Genomic DNA, 19,802 nt, shown 5'->3' on the forward strand with positions numbered 1-19,802 from the left:
AGCTCAAGGAGGCCATCCTGGGGGCGGTCCGTTGTTCAACGATGCAGATAATCCCTGATGAACTGTCGGATCACGCTGGCAAAGTCCGGGTCCGCGGTGAAGCCCAGTTGGTTTGCATAAGGTGTGCTGAACGCTCCCGGCCAAGAGCCGACGATGCGCTCGATGGCTGCATCCGGCCGCAATTGAACCTGCCGGGCCACCGCGTCACCGGCCACCTCGCGCAGCGCATCGATCATCTGCTCCACTGTCTGTGACAAACCGGGCATGTTGATCACCCGGCCCTGGCTCAAGCGCTCGGCGGCCAGCTCATGACCGTGAACCAGGTTGGCAATGGCCTGTGCCGGTGACATCAGCCATAGCCGGGTGTTCAAGGGCACCGGGCAGACACTGGCCTGACCGTTGAGGGGCTCACGGATGATGCCGCTGGCAAAGCTTGATGCCGCCAGATTCGGCTTGCCCGGGCGCACGACGATGGTGGGCATGCGCAGGCTGCGGCCATCGACGAAGCCGCGCCGGCTATAGTCGGCCAGCAGCAGGTCGTTCATGGCTTTCTGGGTGCCATAGGAACTCTGGGGTGACCAGACTTGATCATCGCCGACGGTGTCCGGCAGTTGTCCACCGAAGACGGCCACCGAGCTGGTCATCACCCACTTCGGGCAAGTACCCAACTGTCGCGCGCGTTCCAGCAGTCCCTGGGTGGCGCTGAAGTTGACGCGCATGCCCAGATCGAAATCGCTTTCTGCCTGGCTGGAGACCACTGCGGCCAGGTGAAAGATGCTCTGGGTGTCGGCGTCGATCAGGTTCGCCAGGACCTGGGGATCGGTGATATCCCCACCCTTGACCAGGACCCGAGGGTCGTCGAGGCCTTGCACGGGTTCACGGTCGAACGCGGTAATCCGCTGAATGGGGTGCAACTGGCCGTGACGGTCGGTGAGTGAGCCGCGCTCGAGCAGGGCCTGGATCAGGCGGCGTCCGAGAAACCCGGCGGCGCCGGTGACAAGAATATTCATGAGTGACTCCAACTATCAGCGATTGACCAGTTTTCCGGGGATCTTGAAGACCAGCAGGGCTCCGACGAACAGCGCACTGGCCATCACGTACATGCCGATGGTGGTGCTCTGGGTCAGGTCCTTGAGAAAGCCCATCAGGTAGGGTGAAACGAACCCGGCGAGGTTGCCCCAGGAGTTGATCAGGGCAATCCCGGCTGCCGCTGCGGTGCCGCCGAGAAAGGCAGTGGGCAGGCTCCAGAACAGTGGCAGGGTGCTGAAGGCGCCCATGGCCCCCAGGGTCAGGCCGATCATCGACACTGTGAAGTTGTCGCTCCAGGTGGCGGAAATCATCAGCCCCACCCCACCCAGCACCGCGGTCAGCGCCAGGTGCCAGCGACGTTCGCGCAGGCGGTCGGCACTGCGGGATATCAGCACCATGGTCAGCGCCGCTGCGGCATAGGGAATCGCGGTGAGCATGCCGACCTGGAAGACGTCGCTGACGCCTGCCTGGCGAATCAAGGAGGGCAGCCAGAAACCGACGGTGTAGAAGCCGGCGATCATGCAGAAGTAGATGGCGGTCAGCAGCCAGATCCGCGGCTGACCGAACACTTGGCGCACGCTGTGTACCTGGTGGCCGTCGGTTTCGGCTTCGATCCTGCTCTGCAGCAGGGTCTTCTGTTCCCGGGTCAGCCAGCCGGCGTCGGCGATCCGGTCGCTGAGGCAGTAGATCACCAGGCCGCCCACCAGAATCGAGGGCAGGCCTTCGAGAAAGAACATCCACTGCCAGCCGGCGAAACCGTGATGGCCATTGAGGGCGCTCATGATCCACCCGGATAGCGGTGCGCCGATCAGCCCCGAAAGCGGCACGGCGGTAGCGAACAGTGCGTACATCTTGCCGCGGCGGTTGGAGGGGAACCAGTACGACAGGTAGAGGATCACCCCCGGGTAGAACCCGGCCTCGGCGATGCCCAGCAGAAAGCGCATGACATAGAAGGAAGTGGGGGTGCTGACGAAGGCCATGCACGAGGAAATGAGGCCCCAGCTGATCATGATGCGCGCGATCCACAGCCGCGCGCCGACTCGATGCAGGATCAGGTTGCTGGGGATCTCCACCAGAAAGTAGGCAATGAAGAAGATCCCGGCGCCCAGGCCATAGACCGCTTCGGAAAACTGCAGGTCTTCGGACATCTGCAGCTTGGCGAAGCCGACGTTGACCCGGTCCAGATAGGCCACCAGGTAGCACAGCAACAGTAGCGGCAGGATGCGCCAGGCGACTTTACGGTAGGCCAGGTCCTCGAAGGAGGCGGTGACCGGGGCCGAGGTGGTTTGCGACAGTGATTCAGGCATGTCTTTACCCATCCTTGTTTCTTGTATTTGGGTGATTTTGTTTTTATCGGACTTGCTGACATGGCTTAGATAACATAATACATCATACGAATTCAATGACGGGCTTCGGGCAGGACGGCGTGCCTGAAATGCAGTACCGTTAGCCAATTTGACTACCGAGATGCCCATGTCCAAGCCTGATAACGCTTTCCCCGCCGCCGATTCCCTGGCGACGCTCAAGGATTCGGCCAAGGGCACGCTGGCGGACCAGGTGACTGCGGCGCTCAAGGCACACATCGCCAATGGCGAAGTCCTGCCGGGAGCGCGCCTGCCCACCGAACCGGTTCTGTGCGAGCGTTTCGGCGTCAGCCGCACCGTCATCCGCGAGGCCATATCGCGCTTGAAGTCGGCGGGCCTGGTGGAGGTGCGCCAAGGCAGCGGCACCGTGGTGTGCGAGGGCGCCCATATCAAGGCGTTCACTATCGACCTGGACGTACGTGGCTCGATCGAGGCGGTGCTCAGGGTCACCGAACTGCGTCGTGGTATCGAAGGCGAGGCGGCGGCCCTGGCGGCCCAGCGCCATACCCCTTCGCAGTTAGAGGCGATTCATCAGGCGCTGCTGGCTATCGATAGCGCCGAGCAGGCGGGTCAGGATGGGGTGGAGCAGGACCTGGCGTTCCACCTGTCGATTTCCCAGGCCACCGGTAACCCGCTGTACCCCTCCCTGCATGAATTCATTGCGCAATTCATCAAGGAAGCGATTCGTATCACCCGCTCCAATGAGGAACGGCGCAAGGATCTGGCGCGCACGGTGCGTGCCGAGCATCTGGCGGTCTATCGGGCGATTGCGGCGCGGGATGTCGAAGGGGCGAGGCAAGCGGCGCTGAGCCACATCCACAACGCGGTGGAGCGGCTCAAGAGTGCCGATCCGGCATTCTGGCGGGATTCCGGTTCACGCATTGCCTGATGGCAAATACCGCCTGCGCCCCTCCATGGAGGGGCGCAGGCGGCATCAGCCAAGCATCAGAAGTGGTACTTGACCAGCAGGCTGGCGGTGTCCTGGTTGGTCTCGAAGTTGCGCGAGTCCTCGATACCGTACTTGTTCTTCCAGTAGTCGTACTCGAAGCCGACGTACAGCTGCTTGGCGCCCCAATTCAGCGCCTTGCCCAGGTCGTACTTGATCTGCGGGTTGAAGTGCAGGTTGGCGTGGTAGGTACCCTTGGCGTTCTGGTCGTTGTCCACCACCCAGTCCATGTAGCCGTCGATCAGGATGTCCGAACGGCCCACGGGAATGGTGTAGGACCACACTGGCGTGATCTGCCAGACGTTGTCGCCCGGGCGGCTGCCCTCGGTGTGGCGCTGGTAGAAGTTCAGCTGGAAATAGTCGAAGCCAGGGACTGCCAGGTCGAAGCCCGGGCCGATCAGGTAGGACTCGTTGTCGCCTTCGCCAAACTCGTAGGTGAACGCCAGGAGCACGTCCTTGATCGGGCCGAATTCAAGTTTCTGGTCGAAGATCTTGCCGAACGACAGGCGTGGCGTGAACTCGCCGTAGTAAGTGTCCGGGCCGACGTTGCCGTCTTCCTTGCCGTTATAGAAGATGCGGTCGAGGAAGAAAAAGTTATCCCCGTACTTCCAGGCATCGGCATGTTCGAAAGTGACCGTCTGTTGAATCTGCGGGTTAACTTCGAAGTTCTTGCCATACAAGTAAGTCAGGCTGTTGTTCTGCCATTGCAACAGGTCGCCAGCCACGGCCTGCTCCCCGGCCAGCAAGCTGGCGGCCAACATCAGGCTCTTGCACATCGGTTTCATTCGGTTGCTCCCAAGTAGGTAGTTCCACGTTTTTTTGGCTTGGCGCTCTGGTTTGGCGCCTTTTTTCGTTGCTGCAAAAAACCATCCGATCGGTCAGCTTTGTTGCTGTTAGCAAGAGCTGAGCCAAGGCCGAAAAAAAGCAAAAAACTCCCGTCCGGCTGTAGCGATACCGCCGGGCGAGAGTGTTTTTCGCGATGTTTTCTTGCGCCTTGTTACCTGTCCAGGCCGGGATAAGTTGGCTCTTGGGTCAGGTTTTTCATCCGGGCTTTTTTTTAGACCAGACTTGCGCGGCCGCGGAGAATACTGGCTCTCACGGCAGGGCTCAAGTGCTCCGCAACGGCGCACTTGCAACCACTTTGGGGCGGGTATGCGGGCCATCTCAGGCAAGCATCCGCATTGAAGGGCAATAGAGTGCCAATGACTGGCGGCCGTCAGGGGGATTGCATGGCGCTAATGGCCGTCCAGCGGCCACCGCCAGGAAAGCCTGGGCAGGCTGCATAGGTGTTGCTCCCTGTTTGTTCTTATTTTCAAGGCGCAGCGTCTAATGGGCAGCGCTCGATCCTGAGTGGGCGAGCGCTGCGGTCAAGCATGAACGGTGAAGCAAGGTCAGGGCGCCGAACCGGCACCCTGCTGGTGACTCAGTGTTGATGGGCGTGTTGCGCATTGCTGGCCGCGCGCTCGCTGCCCCCGAGAATGTTGAACAGCAGGTTCAGCACCAGCGCACTCAAGGTCGCCATGGCGATGCCACTGTGGGTGATGGGGCTCATCCACAGGGGCAGGTGGGCGAAGAACTCCGGGCGCACCACGGGAATCAGGCCCATGCCGATGCTCACGGCCACCAGCAACTGATTGCGCCGGTCGGCGATGTCGGCTTCCTGGAGGATCTTGATCCCGGTCGCAGCCACCATGCCGAACATGGCGATGGCCGCGCCCCCCAGCACCGCTGGTGGAATCGACGCCACCAGGAACGCCGCCTTGGGCAGCAGGCTGAGGACGATCAGCAGGCCGCCGGCGACCATGGTCACGGAACGGCAGCGCACGCCGGTCATCTGCACCAGGCCGATGTTCTGGGCAAAGGAGGAGTGGGTGAAGGTGTTGAGGAAGCCAGCGAAGAACGATGCCCCGGCATCACACAGCAAGCCGCGACGCAGCATGCGTGGGGTGACCTCCTGGCCGGTGATCTTGCCCAGGGCCAGGAACATCCCGGTGGACTCGACGAAGATGATCACCACCACCAGGCACATGGAGAGGATCGGGGCCAGGTGGAACTGCGGCATGCCGAAGTGCAGCGGTGTGACCACCTGCAGCCAGGGCGCCTGGGCCATGCCGCTGAGGTCGACCATACCGATCAGGCCACAGAGGATGTAGCCCAGGCCCATGCCGATCAGTACCGAGATGTTCACCCAGAAGCCGCGCATGAAGCGGTGGATCAGCAGGATGGTACCCAGCACCAGGGCGGCGATGGTCAGGTAGATGGGCGAGCCGAACTGGGCTGCGCTGCTGCCGCCGCCTGCCCAGTTCACCGCCACGGGAAACAGCGAGAGACCGATCGAGGTGATGACCGTGCCAGTGACCAGCGGCGGGAAGAAGCGCACCACCTTGGACATGAACGGCGCGATCAGCATGCCGAAGAAACCGGCGGCGATGGTTGCGCCGAAAATTCCCTGCATGCCGATGCCGGGCATGCCGGCCATGGCCACCATGCTGCCCACCGCGGCGAAGCTGGCCCCCATCATCACCGGCATGCGAATGCCCATGGGGCCGATGCCCATTGACTGGACGATGGTGGCGATCCCGGCAACCAGCAGGTCGGCATTGATCAGGAAGGCGATTTCTTCACGACTCAGGCCAGCGGCCTGTCCGATGATCAGCGGTACCGCGATTGCACCGCCATACATCAGCAGGACGTGCTGCAGGCCGACCAGGATCAGTTGCAGGAAGGGCAAGCGCTGAATGGCGGGCGCATCGGGGACGCACTGTTCGGATGAATCGGACATGCAACACCTCGGATCTTTTTATTCTTGTGATTTAACCGCTGCGTCTTTACGCGCAACGTGTTTGCAACAGGCGAATCTTCTGACTGATGGCAAGAAAGCCCGCTCCTACAGACAATTGCGGTTCTGTAGGAGCGAGCTTGCTCGCGAATCAGCCGGGTACCAGGCTGATCAGTTGGTCTGGGCTCCCTGGGTAATCCAGGCACCGACCAGCTCGCGTTCCTGCTGGGTCATCTGGGTGATGTTGCCCAGCGGCATGATCTGGCTGGCGACGGCCTGGGCCTGGATCCGCGCGGCTTGCAGGCGGATCTGCTCAGGAGTGTCGAACATCACCCCTGCCGGTGCTGCGCTGAACAGGGGGCTGGTGGGCTTGGCCGAATGGCAGACCGCGCAACGCTCCTGGATCACGCTATGCACCTTGTCGAAGGACGGGCCGGCATTGGCCGCCTGCGCCGGGGCACTGGCCGGAGCCGTTGCCGCAGCGGCTGGAGCGGCCGGTGCCTCTGTCGCAGCCGAGGTTGCCGGCTTGCCGCCCAGGGCGGTTTCCGGCAATGGCTGGTACTGGGTCTGGGCCTTGGCCACTTCCGGAGCGCTTGGCGCTGGGGTCGGGCCGGTCACGTAGGCCAGGCAGATCATGCCCAGTGCCGCGACGGGCAGGGTCCAGGCGAACTTGTGGCTGTCATGACGGGTGTTGAAGTAATGACGCACCAATACCGCCAGGACCGCGATCCCGGCCAGGATCAACCAGTTGTACTGGCTGCCGTAGGTGCTCGGGAAGTGGTTGCTGATCATGATGAACAGCACGGGCAGGGTGAAGTAGTTGTTGTGACGCGAGCGCAGCAGGCCCTTGGCCGGCAGGGTCGGGTCGGGGGTGCGGTTTTCCGCGATCGCTGCCACCAGCGCGCGCTGGGCCGGCATGATGATGCGGAACACGTTGCCCACCATGATGGTGCCGATGATGGCGCCCACATGCAGGTACGCGCCACGGCCACTGAACACCTTGCTGAAGCCATAGGCAGCGCCGATCAGCAGGAGGAACAGGATGAAGCCGAGCAGGGCGGGTTTCTTGCCCAGTGGCGAATCGCAGAGGAAGTCATAGACGAACCAGCCGGCGATCAACGCACCGATACCGATGGCCACGCCTTCAGGGCCGGTCAGGCCGCTGCCGGGGGCAACCAGGTAGAGCATCGGGTTGAAGTAGAACACCAGGCACAGCAGGGCAATCCCGGACATCCAGGTGAAGTAGGCTTCCCATTTGAACCAGTGCAGGTTCTCCGGCATCGAGGGCGGTGCCAGCTTGTATTTTTCCAGGTGATAGATACCACCGCCGTGAATCGCCCAGAGGTCGCCGGACAGGCCGTCCTTGGGGTTGACGCGGTTGAGGTTGTTCTCCAGCCAGACGAAATAGAACGATGCGCCGATCCAGGCCACACCAGTGATCATATGTACCCAACGCACGCTCAGGTTGAGCCATTCCAACAGATGTGCTTCCACAGTCTTTACCTCTTGCCTGCCACCCTTGTTGTCGGGTGATCAGACCTTCTCTTATTGGTGGGGGGCGAGGATCAAACGCTCATCCTCTTTGAAGAAATGCTCATCGCAGTTATTGCCAGTGCCACTGCGATCAACCACCAGGAAGTCATCCCGCTTTTCGATCGTCAGCACCGGGTGGTGCCAGACGCCGCGATGGTAATTAATGCCCTGCCTGCCATTACTGACAAAGGCACGGACCAAGCCCGATACAGGTTCATCGCCAAGTGGCGCGACCACGATCAGAAAGGGATTGCCGAGCAGCGGGATGAAAGCCTGGCTGCCCAGCGGATGGCGTTCCAGCATGCGGATGGTCAGCGGCATGTCCAGCGCGTCGGCGCGGAAGATGCTGATGATGGCCTGGTCTTCCGGCTGAGCGGTCTCGACCGTTGCCAGGCGGTGGAAGCGCATGGTCGAACCGTTGTTGATCATGAAGTGATCGCTGCCGTCGGTCTCGATTACGTCACCGAAAGGGGCGAAGGCTTCTTTGCTCAGGGGCTCAATCACTAATGTGCGCATGCTGTTCTTCTTATCTCGAGTTCGTTGTTGTCTGGTCCGTGGCTACTGCGGGCAAACCGGTCGCCCGCGCGCTGCGCGACCCTTTATTTTTTGACCTTGCCCAGCAGTCGCAGGCGGCTGACGCCACCGTCCGGGAATACATTCAGGCGCACGTGGGTAATAGCCCCCAGTGCCCTGATCTGTTCGACGAAACTGTGTTCGGCGTGCATTTCCAACTTCTGGCTGGGTAGCAGTTCACGCCAGAACAGGCTCTGGGTTTCGATCTGGCTGTCGGTGCCACCCTTGACGAAGGCGCCCTGGATCGAACAGCTGTCCGGGTAGTTGCCCTTGAAGTGCAGGGTGTCGACGATGATCTTTTCGATTTCACCGGCATGGCCCAGGGCGATGATCACCCAGTCGTTGCCGGGAGTACGGCGCCGGGCGGTTTCCCAACCGTCACCCATGTTGATGCCGCGGCCGGGGTTGAGGAGGTTGCCCATGCGCCCGAAGTGCTCGTCGGAGCAGGCCAGGGCGCGGCCGCCGTTGAGGGCGGCAGCCAGGTCGACCTGTTCGTCGTCGCCGATGGCCGACCAGTCGCGGTAGGGAATGCCGTAGACCCGCAGCCGTGCTACGCCGCCATCGGGGTAGATGTTGAAGCGCAGGTGGCTGAACGGCTGGTGGTTGTGGATCTCGTGGTAGTGGTGGCTGTTGCCCTGCAACTCCACCGCCGACAGCACTTCGGTCCACTGGGTGTTTTCATCCGGTTCGCCTGCGGCCAGGAAGCAGGCTTCCAGGGAGGCCGAGGGCGGGAAGTTGCCGGTGAAGAATGAAGTGTCGATGTCCACGCCCTTGATCGAGCCGGCCACGCCGAGGCGGATGACCGCAGTGTCGTAGCCTTCGAAGCGCTTGCGGCGTGATTCCCAGCCATCCATCCACTTGCCGTTGTCATCGAATACGCCTTCCTTCCACACCGCCGGAGTCGGTTGGAACAGGCGGTTGGCGTCGGCGAACCAGTCATCGGTGACCGAGATGATCTTGGTCCCCAGCCGGGCATCGGCCAGGTTGACGAACTTCTCGAAAGCTACGGCGTTGGTTTTCATTCTTCTTGTCTGCCTTGAATTCAGTGGCCGGGGTGCTCGCGAGGCCCTGGGAAATGCATCGATGCAGGTGCTTTCTCGGGCCAGGCGGGCAATCGCTACAGGGTCAGCAAGCGGAACAGGGCGATCTTGTTGATTTCTGCCAGTGCGCATTTGAACTCGGTGTCCACCGAGTTGTGGATGCGGGTTTCGAATGCGGCGAGGATCTGGTGCCGATTGCTGCCCTTCACCGCCATGATGAAGGGAAACTTGAACTTGGCCTTGTAGGCGTCGTTGAGCTCGGTGAAGCGCTGGAACTCTTCGGCGGTGCATTGGTGAATGCCAGCGCCGGCCTGCTCATTGGTACTGGCTTCGGTCAACTGGCCCTGGACGGCGGCTTTGCCGGCCAGGTCCGGGTGAGCGTTGATCAGTGCCAGCTGGCTGGCGTGATCGGCGCTCAACAGGATGTCGCTCATGCGCTGGTGCAGGGTCTCGATCTGGTCGACGGAGGCGTCGAGCCCCAGTTCGTAGGCCTTTTCGGCAACCCACGGCGAGTGTTCGTAGATGTCGGCGAAGGCCTTGACGAAATCTTCGCGGCTCAGGGTCGAGGGCTTGAGGCTCTGGAAGGCAGTCATTTCGCCGCTCCCTGGTAAGGGTGGGTCTGTTGCCAGTGACGGGCGATGTCCACCCGGCGGCTGAACCACACCTGCTCGTGGCCCTTGACGTATTCGAGGAAGCGCTTGAGTGAGGCCAGGCGCGCCGGGCGGCCGATCAGGCGGCAGTGCAGGCCGATGGAAAGCATCTTCGGCGCTTCGGCACCTTCGGCGTAGAGCACGTCGAAGGCGTCCTTCAGGTACTGGAAGAAGTCGTCGCCCTTGTTGAAGCCCTGCACCTGGGTAAAGCGCATGTCGTTGGTGTCCAGGGTGTAGGGGATCACCAGGTGCGGCTTGCCGGTGGGGTTGTTGGGTTCCCAGTAGGGCAGGTCGTCGTCGTAGGTGTCGCAGTCATAGAGGAAGCCGCCTTCCTCCATCACCAGGCGCCGGGTGTTCGGGCCGGTGCGGCCGGTGTACCAGCCCAGTGGGCGTTCGCCGGTGATTTCGGTGAGGATGCGGATCGCTTCGAGCATGTGCTCGCGTTCCTGGGCCTCGTCCATGTACTGGTAGTCGATCCAGCGGTAGCCGTGGCTGCAGATCTCGTGGCCGGCTTCGACCATGGCGCGGATCACGTCCGGGTGACGCTGGGCGGCCATGGCCACGGCGAAGATGGTCAGTGGAATGTCGAATTCCTTGAACAGCTTGAGAATCCGCCAGACGCCGGCACGGCTGCCATACTCGTACAGCGATTCCATGCTCATGTTGCGCTCGCCCTGCAGCGGTTGCGCCGAGACCATTTCCGAGAGGAAGGCTTCCGATTCCTTGTCGCCATGAAGGATGTTGCGCTCGCCGCCCTCTTCGTAATTGAGCACGAAGGACAGGGCGACGCGGGCATTGCCCGGCCAGTGAGGGTGAGGAGGGTTGGAGCCGTAACCGATCAGGTCGCGAGGGTAGTCAGCGCTCACTGCAGTCTTCCTTCTTATTCGTGATAACGGTGGCGTGGCGGAACCTGAAGCCGGAAAGCCAGGTGGGCGTCACTGCGATGGAATGATTGTATACAAGTTTGTCTTCACTTTGTAAGCCTGATTTTTTGCATTTTTCCGCTTTCATCGCTATGGCTGTCACCTGCAAGAAACTTGCCTGGATGGTCAGCTAATGGATGACGAGTCGTCTGTCGCTATGGCGTACAGGCAAATCCGCTGATGCATTCGAAGGGTCGCGGGGCCGGGAATATTTGCGATTATTATTGTGTACAATTTTTTTGAAAAATGTCTTAATCTTGCTCTCGCCGCAGCTTTTCACCGGTCGAAACGCTGCGGTCTCCTTCAATTACTGACTCCGGGAGGCGCGAGGCCTGAACGCTTGAAGGCGCCAGGCACGCAGAATCAATGGGACGTTTGACTACACACGTTTTGGATGCCGCACATGGCTGCCCTGGCAGCGCTATCAAGGTCGAGCTGTATCGAGTGGAAGGGGCCCAGCTGGAATTGGTCGCCAGCACCCTGACCAACAGCGATGGCCGTTGCGATGCGCCGCTGCTGCAGGGTGATGACTACCGTTCCGGGGTGTACCAGCTGCACTTCCATGCCGGTGACTACTACCGTGCCCGTGGTGTGCAACTGCCGCAGCCGGCGTTCCTGGATGTGGTGGTACTGCGGTTCGGCATCAGCGCCGAGCAGGACCACTATCACGTACCGCTACTGATCTCGCCTTACAGCTATTCGACCTACAGAGGAAGCTAGGACTTTCCCCCCAAGAATCCTGCGCAAATAGCTTCTTTGGTCCTTGCCCGCCCACACTGCGGGCTTTTTTTCGTCTGGCATAAAGCCTTCACTGGTCATCGGCTCCACTAGATCCCGCAGGAGCCGGCTCGCCGCCGAAAGGGCCCTGTGACCGCCCCGGACCTGCTGGCCACAGCCGATCATCGGCAACGAAAAAGCCCCATCCAGCGGGATGGGGCCTGGGTGGAGCAGGGCGTCCTAGAGGAAAATGAACTTGGCGATGAAAATCGCGCACAGCACATACAGGCTGATGGAGATTTCCTTGTACTTGCCGGTGCCGGCCTTCAGCACCACATAGGTGATGAAGCCCAGGGCAATGCCATCGGCGACGGAAAAGGTCAGGGGCATCATGATCGCGGTGACGATGGCCGGAATGCTGTCGGTGGCCTCGTCCCAGTTGATGTGGGCCATGCCGCCCATCATCAGCATCGCCACATAGATCAGCGCGCCGGCGGTGGCATAGGCGGGGATCATGCCTGCCAGGGGAGCGAAGAACATTGCGGCAATGAACAGCACGCCCACGGTGACCGCGGTCAGCCCGGTGCGGCCACCAGCGGCGACCCCGGCGGCACTTTCCACATAGCTGGTGACTGGTGGTACACCGACCACGGCACCGAACACGCTGGAGGCACTGTCCGCCTTGAGTGCGCGGGAAAGGTTCTCGATCTTGCCATCGGCGTTCACCAGGCCGGCGCGCTGGGCCACGCCCATCAGGGTGCCGGCGGTGTCGAACATGTGCACGAAGAGGAACGCCAGGACCACGCTGATCATGCTGACGTTGAACACGCCGGCGATGTCCATGGCCATCCAGGTCGGCGCCAGGCTCGGCGGAGTGGACATGATCCCGTTGTAGTGCACCAGGTCCAGGCCCCAGCCGGCCAGGGTCACGGCGATGATACTGATGAGAATCGCGCCGAAGACCCGGTGATAGCTGAGCACTGCGATCATCAAGAAGCAGACGGCCGCCAGCAGTGGGCCGGGGTCTCGCAGGTTGCCGAGCTTGATCAGGGTGGCCGGGCTGTCGACGATGATGTTGGCCGTCTTCAGGCCGATCAGGCCGAGAAACAGCCCGACCCCGGCACCCATGGCGAACCGCAGGCTCACCGGAATGCTGTTGAGCAGCCATTCACGTACCCGCGACAGGGTCAGGATCATGAACAGCACACCGGAAATGAACACCGCGCCAAGGGCGGTTTCCCAGTGGTAGCCCATGGTGCCGACCACGGTGTAGGTGAAGAAGGCGTTGAGCCCCATGCCCGGTGCGAGGCCCACCGGCCAGTTGGCGTACAGGCCCATCAACAGGCAGCCCAGGGCGGCGGCGATGCAGGTGGCGACGAAGGCTGCGCCGTGATCGATGCCGGCGTCGGCCATGATGTTGGGGTTGACGAAGATGATGTAGGCCATGGTGATGAAGGTTGTCAGACCGGCAATCAACTCGGTCTTCACCGTGGTGCCATGCAACCTGAGTTTGAAGATGCGCTCCAGCCAGCCGCTGTTCAGCGACGGCGAGAGATCGAGCGTAGAGGCTTCGGATTTGCGGCTTTCCACAGCGAGTACTCCTCAAGAGTTTTATTGTTTTTTCCAGAGCCGGACACGCAAGGGTGGGCAGCGGCTCTTTGAGGCAGGTAAGGCGTGCGGGTTTTGTTGACCTGTGGGTCAAGAACTCGTCGGGCGAATTATGCGTTTGTATACAAAGAAAGCAAATAATGTTTTTGGGGTTGTGTGCGAAAAATCCGCGAACATGGCTATATCGCGGCCCCGACGTTGCGCCGGGGTGTGCAAGGGTTTGGGGCAAGGCCGGGGCCGGCGCACCAATGAATGGCGCCCGCAGGGGCTCAGTCTTCGACGGGTTTGCCGGCCAGCGCCTGGTTCACCGCCAGCCAGCCATTGACCGCACTCTCGCCAGCTTCGCTGAAGGCCCGTTGCAGGAGTTTGACCTGCTCGCGGCGCAGGGATTGCTCGAAGCCTGTGCCATCGGCGGTCAACTGCAACAGGCGCTTACGCTTGTCGCTGTCCGGTGCGACGCTGTCCACCAGGTGCAATTCCATCAATTGGCGCAACGGTGTGTTCAATGCCTGCTTGCTCACCCCCAGCAGATTGAGCAGTTCCTTGACGCTGAGCCCGGGATAGCGGGCGATGAAAAACACGATGCGCTGGTGCACCCGGCTCAGGCCCCGGCGTTCGAGCATTTCGTCGGCCTTGGCGGTAAACGCCTGATAGCCGAAGAAGAAGGCTTCCATGGCCGCTTGCTGCGAAGCCTGGTTTTTAAGGTCAAGCATATTGACGTATCTGCAAAGGTCGGCGTAATTTCGGTCAAGCAGTTTGACGTATTTTCCTCAGCCTTCGCTAGCGGTGATCTCCATGGCCTTCTCCGAACGTGTATCGCGTCTCAAAAGCTCTCTGATCCGTGAAATCCTTGCCGCGGCCCAGCGCCCGGAAGTGATGTCGTTCGCCGGGGGCCTGCCGGCCGAAGTGATGCTGCCCAAGGTGCAATGGCAGGACATGCCGTTGGCCATGGGCCAATACGGCATGAGCGAAGGCGAGCCGCAATTGCGTGAAGCCCTGGCGGCCCAGGCGCGCCAGCTCGGGGTGCCTTGCGAGGCGAGCCAGGTGCTGGTGGTCAGTGGTTCCCAGCAGACCCTCGATCTGACAGCCAAGCTGTACATCGACAAGGGCACCCAGATCATGCTGGAAGCGCCGACCTACCTGGCCGCCCTGCAGATTTTCCAGCTGTTCGGCGCCGACTGCCTGACCGTACCGCTGCAGGCCGATGGGCCGGACCTGGTGCAGATGCGTGCGCGCCTGGAGCAGCACCGGCCGGCGTTCATCTACCTGATCCCGACGTTCCAGAACCCCTCGGCGGTGCGCTACAGCGAAGCCAAGCGTGATGCCGTGGCGGCTTTGCTGGACGAGTTCGGCGTGACCCTGATCGAGGACGAGCCCTACCGTGAGCTGACGTTCGATGGTGGCAGTGCCACGCCTATTGTCGGCCGCCTGGAAAAAGCCAGTTGGATCTACACCGGCACCGTGTCTAAAACCCTGTTGCCGGGCCTGCGGGTGGGTTACCTGATTGCCAGCCCGGACCTGTTTCCGCACCTGCTGCGGCTGAAGCAGTCGGCGGACCTGCACACCAATCGGGTTGGCCAGTGGCAGGCCATGCAGTGGATCGGCAGCGAGCAGTATCAGGCGCACCTGGATCAGTTGCGCAGTTTCTATCGCCAGCGCCGGGATGAATTCCAGGGCGCCTTGCTCACCCATTTCGCCGATCTGGCGGATTGGCAGGTGCCCCAGGGCGGATTGTTTTTCTGGCTGAGCTTGAAACAGCCCCTGGATACCCGCACTTTGCTCAAGTCGGCGTTGGAGCACGACGTCACATTCATGCCCGGTGAGCCGTTCTTTGCCGATCCGGAACGCAACCCTGGGCATCTGCGGTTGAATTTCAGCCATATCGATCCGGCGCGGCTGGACGAAGGCCTCAAGCGGCTGGCCACCGTGATACGTCAAGCACAGGCTGCACAGGCAGCCTAAGGGGAGGGCCATGTACAAGGTTTATGGCGATTACCGTTCGGGCAACTGCTACAAGATCAAGTTGATGCTCAATCTGCTGGGGCTGCCTTATGAATGGCAGGCGGTGGATATTCTCGGGGGCGATACCCAGACCGAGGCCTTCCTGGCAAAGAACCCCAACGGCAAGATTCCGGTTCTGGAACTGGAAGACGGCACCTGCCTGTGGGAGTCCAACGCGATTCTCAACTTCCTCGCCGACGGCAGTCAGTTCCTGCCCAGCGAACCGCGCTTGCGCACCCAGGTTCTGCAATGGCAGTTCTTCGAGCAGTACAGCCATGAGCCCTACATCGCGGTGGCGCGTTTCATCCAGCTTTACGAAGGGCTGCCCGAGGAGCGCCGCGAGGAATACCTGAAGTTGCACAAGCGTGGCTACAAGGCGCTGGACGTGATGGAGAAACAATTGAGCCGCACCCCGTACCTGGTGGGCGAGCACTATTCGATCGCCGACATTGCGCTCTATGCCTACACCCACGTGGCCGATGAGGGCGGTTTCGACCTGAGCCGCTACCCGGGCATCCAGGCCTGGATGCAGCGGGTGCAAAGCCATCCGCGACACGTGCCGATGCTCGACTGAGCGGGTGCTTTTATCCCCACTGGACCGGCCTTGTGCCGGTTCGGTGCGTTGTGGGGCCCGCTAACGATGTTTGCCGGCCAGGTTCTGGCGTAGCAACTCATAACAGCGCTGCGCCGCTGGGCTCAGTTGCTGGCCACTGCGGCGGATCAGGCCGATCTCGCGGCTGACCCCCGGGTGTTTGATGGCAATTCGGCGCAGGCCCTCACGGCCGTCATCGGCGGATTCCGGCAGCAGGGTAATGCCCAGCCCCTGGCGTACCAGCGCCAGCACCGTGCTCATGTAGTTGGCTTCCATGGCTGGAAGCAGGGACAGTCGGCTGTCGTCGAACAGCGCTTCGACCTGCTCGCGCACGCTGCTGTCGCGGCCGGTGAGAATGATCGGCTGGCGGGCCAGGTCCTTCAGCGTCACTGACTGGCGCTGGGCCAGGGGATGATCGGTGGCCACGAACAGGCACAGGCGATCCTCCAGCAGAGGTTGGAAATCCAGCCCGTGGCTGAGCCGGGCGCGCCCGCCGATACCGAAATCCACCTCGCCGGCCCGGACCTGGGCATGAATGCGGTGAGCCACCAGGTCCTGCAGGCGTACCTCGATTCCGGCAAATTGCTCGCGAAACTGGCGCAAGGCCGGCGGCAGCACCCCGGCGCAGACCGACGGCAGCGCGGCGAGGGTGACCACGCCCCGACGCAGGGCGGCCAGGTCCCGGGAGCCACTGACGATGTTGTCCAGGTCCAGCAGCAGTTTCTCCATCGGTCCCCGGGCCTGCAGCCCAGCAGCGGTCAGGCTGACATGGCGCGGGCTGCGATCGAGCAGGGCGACCCCTAGCCATTCCTCCAGTTGCTGGACCTGCACGGTAAGGGCTGATGGCGACAGGTGCAGCTCGGCGGCGGCTTTGCTGAAGTTGCCGCTGCGGGCCACGGCGAGGAAGGCCTGGATATGCTGGATCGAGTTCTTCATTTTGTTTTTCCGAATGCAAGGCGCCGAATATTCCAATTTACAAAGACTAGCGCGATTTCAATACTCCAGAAAAACAATAACCGTCCGCCTTCCGGCCCCGGCTTGAAGAGGCGGCACACTGGAGTTGCTCCATGCTCGCCACCCTGGGTGTCATCACCATTCTCTGCCTGCTCGCGGCCGTCATGAGCAAGCGCCTGTCGCCTCTGGTCGCGCTGATTGCGCTGCCGATCATCGCCGCGCTGATCGGCGGCTTCGGTCTGCAGACCAGCGCCTTCATCGTCACCGGGATCAAGAACGTCGCCCCCGTGGTAGGCATGTTCGTGTTCGCTATCCTGTTCTTCGGCATCATGACCGACGCCGGCATGCTCGACCCGATCATCGACCGCATCCTGCGTACCGTCGGCACCCGGCCGACGCGGATCGTGGTCGGTACGGCGCTTCTGGCGCTGCTGGTGCACCTGGACGGTTCCGGCGCGGTGACCTTCCTGGTGACGGTGCCGGCAATGCTGCCGCTGTATACCCGGCTGGGCATCGATCGACGGATTCTGGCCTGTGTCGCGGCGATGGCCGCGGGGGTCAATTTCCTGCCCTGGACCGGCCCGGTACTGCGCTCATCAGCGGCCCTGCATGTGCCGGTGGCGGATCTGTTCCAGCCGCTGATCCCGGTGCAGATCGTCGGCCTGCTGTTCGTCTTCGCCAGCGCCTGGTGGCTCGGCCGCCGGGAGGAGCGCCGCCTGGGGCTCGGTGCCGATGCCACGGCCGGTGCAGGCATCCCGACCCGGGTATTGAGCCCCGCCGAAGAGGCGCTACGCCGTCCCGGGCGCTTCTGGATCAACCTGCTGCTTACGGTGCTGGTGATGCTGGTGATGATTGCCGGCTGGGTCGATCCGGTGGTGATGTTCATGGTCGGCACGGTGCTGGCGCTGTGCATCAACTATCCGGATGTCGAGGCCCAGCGGGCACGCATCGATGCTCATGCCAAGACGGCCCTGACCATGGCCAGCATTCTCCTGGCGGCCGGTGTGTTCACCGGCATCATGCAGGGCAGCGGCATGCTCAAGGCGATTGCCGAAGTGGCGGTGGCGCAGATTCCTGCCGGTCACGGCAAGCTGATTCCGACTGTGGTGGGGTTCCTGTCCATGCCCCTGAGCATGCTGTTCGACCCTGACTCCTACTACTTCGGGGTGATGCCGGTGATTGCCGAAGTGGGCAAGGCCCTGGGTGTCGACCCGCTGCAAGTGGCCCAGGCTTCGTTGCTCGGCGTGCACACCACCGGTTTCCCGGTAAGCCCGCTGACCCCGGCGACCTTCCTGCTGGTGGGCCTGTGCAAGATCGAACTGGCCGACCACCAGCGTTTCACCATCCCCTTTCTATTAGCTGCGTCAGTGTTGATGACCCTGACCGCGCTGCTGCTGGGAGTTTTTTAAGATGAAAAGCCTACGTATCGGCTCCGGCGCCGGTTACTCCGGTGACCGTATCGAGCCCGCCATCGAGTTGGCGCAACAGGGCGACCTGGATTACCTGGTGTTCGAATGCCTGGCCGAGCGCACCATCGCCCTGGCGCAGCAGGCGCGCCTGGCCGACCCGCACAGCGGCTACGACCCGTTGCTGGGGGCACGGATGCGCGGGGTGCTGCCCTTTGTCGGCGCCACGGCCTCGGGGCGGCGTTTGCGCATCATCAGCAACATGGGGGCGGCCAATCCGTTGGCGGCGGTGGCCGAGGTGCAACGGATCGCGGCCGAGCTGGGCTTGCCAGGGCTCAAGGTGATCGCGGTGCTGGGGGACGATGTGCTCGAGACTCTGCGGGCCCGGCCGGAGTGGGTGCTGGACAACGGGCAGACCCTGGGCTCGCTGGGGCAGCGGCTGATTTCCGCCAATGCTTATCTGGGCGCCCAGGGCATCGTCGACGCGCTGCGGGCTGATGCCGACGTAGTGATCACTGGGCGGGTGGCCGACCCCTCGTTGTTCCTGGCGCCGCAGATCTTCGAGTTCGGCTGGGCCGAGGATGACTGGCTGCGTCTGGGGCGCGGGACCCTGGTGGGGCATCTGCTGGAGTGCGCAGGGCAGGTCAGCGGCGGCTACTTTGCCGATCCGGGGGTCAAGAATGTGGCCGGTCTGGCGCGCCTGGGGTTCCCCCTGGCCGAAGTGGATGCACAGGGCGCGGCGCTGATCACCAAGGTCAAGGGCTCCGGGGGGCAGGTCAGCAGCGCTACCTGTACCGAGCAGTTGATCTACGAAGTGCATGACCCGGCGGCCTACCTGACGCCGGATGTCTGTGCCGACTTTTCCGCGGTGGGCTTTGTCGAGGAGGCACCGGACCGGGTGCGGCTGCAAGGGGCGGCAGGCAGCCCACGGCCTGAGCGGCTCAAGGTCAGCGTCGGCTACCTGGATGGCTGGATCGGCGAAGGGCAGATTTCCTATGGCGGCCCTGGGGCTGTGGCCAGGGCGCGGCTGGCCCGGGATATCGTGCTCGAACGCCTGGCCCTGACCGGGGTACAGATGCAGGAAGTGCGCGCGGAGCTGATCGGCATCGATGCCTTGCACGGTGTTGAACTGGGCCAGCGAGCGCCTGCCGAACCCTGGGAAGTGCGCCTGCGGGTGGCGGCTCGCTGCACGGACAAGGCCGAAGCGGTGTGCGTCGGCAATGAGGTGGAAACCCTCTATACCAATGGGCCCGCTGGTGGCGGCGGGACCAGTAAAAGCCTGCGGCAGGTGGTGGCGGTGGCTTCGCTGTTACTGCCCCGGGAGGCCGTCAGGGTCACCTTGCATCAGGAGGTACGGGCATGAATGAGGTCAAATTGCGTGACTTGGCGCACTCGCGTACCGGGGACAAGGGCGACACTTCGAATATTTCGGTGATTGCCTACCGCGCCGAGGACTTTGCCTTTCTTTGCGAGCAGCTTACCGCCGAGCGCGTGGCGCAATATTTCGCCGGCTTGCTGGGGAGCGATGCGGCGCCGGTACAGCGCTATGTCCTGGAGAATGTGCGGGCCTTGAACTTTGTCTTGCCGGGCATCCTGCGCGGCGGAGTGACCCGCTCCCTGGCGCTGGATGCCCACGGCAAGTGCCTGGGCGCGGCCTTGCTTGACTTGCAGTTGGCCCGGGAATGAA

The 19,802-nt window shown here is 62.3% G+C and carries 19 protein-coding genes; 7 read left to right on the plus strand and 12 right to left on the minus strand.

Going from position 1 to position 19,802, the window contains the following annotated elements; all coding sequences use genetic code 11:
- Positions 1-35: 35 nt before the first annotated feature.
- Together denD and M2395_RS21835 are read right to left on the minus strand one after the other, a co-directional pair.
- Positions 36-1,010, minus strand: a complete 975-nt coding sequence (gene denD, locus M2395_RS21830) for a D-erythronate dehydrogenase (RefSeq protein ID WP_015636605.1) — start codon at positions 1,008-1,010, stop codon at positions 36-38.
- Positions 1,011-1,025: 15 nt separating this feature from the next.
- Complete coding sequence (locus tag M2395_RS21835; RefSeq protein WP_077934613.1) at positions 1,026-2,336, minus strand: MFS transporter; 1,311 nt, start codon at positions 2,334-2,336, stop codon at positions 1,026-1,028.
- Positions 2,337-2,496: 160 nt separating this feature from the next.
- Here M2395_RS21835 and M2395_RS21840 point away from each other — a divergent pair, with 160 nt between their 5' ends.
- Positions 2,497-3,282 carry a FadR/GntR family transcriptional regulator gene (locus M2395_RS21840; protein ID WP_019093447.1) on the plus strand — a complete coding sequence of 262 codons (786 nt, stop codon included), beginning with the start codon at positions 2,497-2,499 and terminating at the stop codon, positions 3,280-3,282.
- 56 nt (positions 3,283-3,338) lie between these two features.
- Here M2395_RS21840 and M2395_RS21845 read toward each other — a convergent pair whose 3' ends face one another.
- The 7 genes from M2395_RS21845 to puuE form a co-directional block, all read right to left on the minus strand.
- Complete coding sequence (locus M2395_RS21845; protein WP_077934612.1) at positions 3,339-4,124, minus strand: outer membrane protein OmpK; 786 nt, start codon at positions 4,122-4,124, stop codon at positions 3,339-3,341.
- 638 nt (positions 4,125-4,762) lie between these two features.
- Entirely contained in the window at positions 4,763-6,121 is a 1,359-nt protein-coding gene (locus M2395_RS21850; RefSeq protein WP_019093448.1) for a nucleobase:cation symporter-2 family protein, read from the minus strand.
- 168 nt (positions 6,122-6,289) lie between these two features.
- Positions 6,290-7,612, minus strand: coding sequence for a urate hydroxylase PuuD (locus M2395_RS21855; RefSeq protein WP_015636602.1), 1,323 nt, complete (start codon positions 7,610-7,612; stop codon positions 6,290-6,292).
- Positions 7,613-7,663: 51 nt separating this feature from the next.
- Positions 7,664-8,167, minus strand: a complete 504-nt coding sequence (locus M2395_RS21860) for an ureidoglycolate lyase (RefSeq protein WP_011062639.1) — start codon at positions 8,165-8,167, stop codon at positions 7,664-7,666.
- A gap of 83 nt (positions 8,168-8,250) precedes the next feature.
- Positions 8,251-9,246, minus strand: a complete 996-nt coding sequence (alc, locus tag M2395_RS21865) for an allantoicase (protein WP_041752465.1) — start codon at positions 9,244-9,246, stop codon at positions 8,251-8,253.
- Between the two features lie 95 nt (positions 9,247-9,341).
- Positions 9,342-9,857 (minus strand): 2-oxo-4-hydroxy-4-carboxy-5-ureidoimidazoline decarboxylase, encoded by a 516-nt coding sequence (uraD, locus tag M2395_RS21870; protein ID WP_011062637.1) that lies wholly within the window; start codon positions 9,855-9,857, stop codon positions 9,342-9,344.
- Positions 9,854-10,780, minus strand: coding sequence for an allantoinase PuuE (puuE, locus tag M2395_RS21875; RefSeq protein WP_011062636.1), 927 nt, complete (start codon positions 10,778-10,780; stop codon positions 9,854-9,856). Before puuE ends, uraD begins: the two co-directional genes overlap by 4 nt.
- Before the next feature lie 423 nt (positions 10,781-11,203).
- On the opposite strand from puuE, the gene uraH reads away from it, so the two are divergent.
- Entirely contained in the window at positions 11,204-11,557 is a 354-nt protein-coding gene (uraH, locus tag M2395_RS21880) for a hydroxyisourate hydrolase (RefSeq protein ID WP_011062635.1), read from the plus strand.
- Between the two features lie 237 nt (positions 11,558-11,794).
- Here uraH and M2395_RS21885 read toward each other — a convergent pair whose 3' ends face one another.
- Both M2395_RS21885 and M2395_RS21890 read right to left on the minus strand, forming a co-directional pair.
- Positions 11,795-13,144: an NCS2 family permease gene (locus M2395_RS21885; protein WP_015636600.1), complete on the minus strand. Its 1,350-nt coding sequence runs from the start codon at positions 13,142-13,144 to the stop codon at positions 11,795-11,797.
- 287 nt (positions 13,145-13,431) lie between these two features.
- The gene (locus M2395_RS21890; RefSeq protein ID WP_123431307.1) at positions 13,432-13,875 is read right to left on the minus strand and encodes a MarR family transcriptional regulator; all 444 of its coding nucleotides are present in this window, start codon (positions 13,873-13,875) and stop codon (positions 13,432-13,434) included.
- An 82-nt stretch (positions 13,876-13,957) separates the two neighbouring features.
- Here M2395_RS21890 and M2395_RS21895 point away from each other — a divergent pair, with 82 nt between their 5' ends.
- Positions 13,958-15,124 carry a PLP-dependent aminotransferase family protein gene (locus tag M2395_RS21895; protein ID WP_015636598.1) on the plus strand — a complete coding sequence of 389 codons (1,167 nt, stop codon included), beginning with the start codon at positions 13,958-13,960 and terminating at the stop codon, positions 15,122-15,124.
- Positions 15,125-15,134: 10 nt separating this feature from the next.
- The gene (locus M2395_RS21900; RefSeq protein ID WP_011062631.1) at positions 15,135-15,737 is read left to right on the plus strand and encodes a glutathione S-transferase family protein; all 603 of its coding nucleotides are present in this window, start codon (positions 15,135-15,137) and stop codon (positions 15,735-15,737) included.
- Positions 15,738-15,797: 60 nt separating this feature from the next.
- Here M2395_RS21900 and M2395_RS21905 read toward each other — a convergent pair whose 3' ends face one another.
- Positions 15,798-16,691 (minus strand): LysR family transcriptional regulator, encoded by an 894-nt coding sequence (locus M2395_RS21905; protein ID WP_011062630.1) that lies wholly within the window; start codon positions 16,689-16,691, stop codon positions 15,798-15,800.
- Between the two features lie 131 nt (positions 16,692-16,822).
- Between M2395_RS21905 and M2395_RS21910 the strand changes: the two genes are divergently transcribed.
- Genes M2395_RS21910 through M2395_RS21920 form a run of 3 tightly spaced genes read left to right on the plus strand, consistent with a single transcriptional unit; the run spans position 16,823 to position 19,801 of the window.
- A complete protein-coding gene (locus M2395_RS21910; RefSeq protein ID WP_123431306.1) occupies positions 16,823-18,118 on the plus strand; it encodes a CitMHS family transporter in 1,296 nt (431 codons plus the stop codon).
- 1 nt (position 18,119) lies between these two features.
- Positions 18,120-19,478, plus strand: a complete 1,359-nt coding sequence (locus tag M2395_RS21915; protein ID WP_123431305.1) for an acyclic terpene utilization AtuA family protein — start codon at positions 18,120-18,122, stop codon at positions 19,476-19,478.
- Positions 19,475-19,801 (plus strand): hypothetical protein, encoded by a 327-nt coding sequence (locus M2395_RS21920; RefSeq protein ID WP_015636596.1) that lies wholly within the window; start codon positions 19,475-19,477, stop codon positions 19,799-19,801. The genes M2395_RS21915 and M2395_RS21920 overlap by 4 nt, the downstream gene beginning before the upstream one ends.
- The last annotated feature ends 1 nt before the right edge of the window (position 19,802 follow it).

This window comes from Pseudomonas sp. BIGb0176 (genome assembly GCF_024810175.1).
Classification (GTDB): domain Bacteria; phylum Pseudomonadota; class Gammaproteobacteria; order Pseudomonadales; family Pseudomonadaceae; genus Aquipseudomonas; species Aquipseudomonas protegens.

Bases quoted from the DNA above. Each gene is read 5' to 3' on its own strand.
- M2395_RS21920 (WP_015636596.1), top strand. From the start codon at position 19,475: ATGAATGAGGTCAAATTGCGTGACTTGGCGCACTCGCGTACCGGGGAC.
- M2395_RS21900 (WP_011062631.1), top strand. From the start codon at position 15,135: ATGTACAAGGTTTATGGCGATTACCGTTCGGGCAACTGCTACAAGATC.
- M2395_RS21850 (WP_019093448.1), bottom strand. From the start codon at position 6,121: ATGTCCGATTCATCCGAACAGTGCGTCCCCGATGCGCCCGCCATTCAG.
- M2395_RS21890 (WP_123431307.1), bottom strand. From the start codon at position 13,875: ATGCTTGACCTTAAAAACCAGGCTTCGCAGCAAGCGGCCATGGAAGCC.
- M2395_RS21845 (WP_077934612.1), bottom strand. From the start codon at position 4,124: ATGAAACCGATGTGCAAGAGCCTGATGTTGGCCGCCAGCTTGCTGGCC.
- M2395_RS21860 (WP_011062639.1), bottom strand. From the start codon at position 8,167: ATGCGCACATTAGTGATTGAGCCCCTGAGCAAAGAAGCCTTCGCCCCT.
- alc (WP_041752465.1), bottom strand. From the start codon at position 9,246: ATGAAAACCAACGCCGTAGCTTTCGAGAAGTTCGTCAACCTGGCCGAT.
- denD (WP_015636605.1), bottom strand. From the start codon at position 1,010: ATGAATATTCTTGTCACCGGCGCCGCCGGGTTTCTCGGACGCCGCCTG.
- M2395_RS21835 (WP_077934613.1), bottom strand. From the start codon at position 2,336: ATGCCTGAATCACTGTCGCAAACCACCTCGGCCCCGGTCACCGCCTCC.
- M2395_RS21840 (WP_019093447.1), top strand. From the start codon at position 2,497: ATGCCCATGTCCAAGCCTGATAACGCTTTCCCCGCCGCCGATTCCCTG.
- M2395_RS21915 (WP_123431305.1), top strand. From the start codon at position 18,120: ATGAAAAGCCTACGTATCGGCTCCGGCGCCGGTTACTCCGGTGACCGT.
- uraH (WP_011062635.1), top strand. From the start codon at position 11,204: ATGGGACGTTTGACTACACACGTTTTGGATGCCGCACATGGCTGCCCT.
- M2395_RS21905 (WP_011062630.1), bottom strand. From the start codon at position 16,691: ATGAAGAACTCGATCCAGCATATCCAGGCCTTCCTCGCCGTGGCCCGC.
- uraD (WP_011062637.1), bottom strand. From the start codon at position 9,857: ATGACTGCCTTCCAGAGCCTCAAGCCCTCGACCCTGAGCCGCGAAGAT.
- M2395_RS21910 (WP_123431306.1), top strand. From the start codon at position 16,823: ATGCTCGCCACCCTGGGTGTCATCACCATTCTCTGCCTGCTCGCGGCC.
- M2395_RS21895 (WP_015636598.1), top strand. From the start codon at position 13,958: ATGGCCTTCTCCGAACGTGTATCGCGTCTCAAAAGCTCTCTGATCCGT.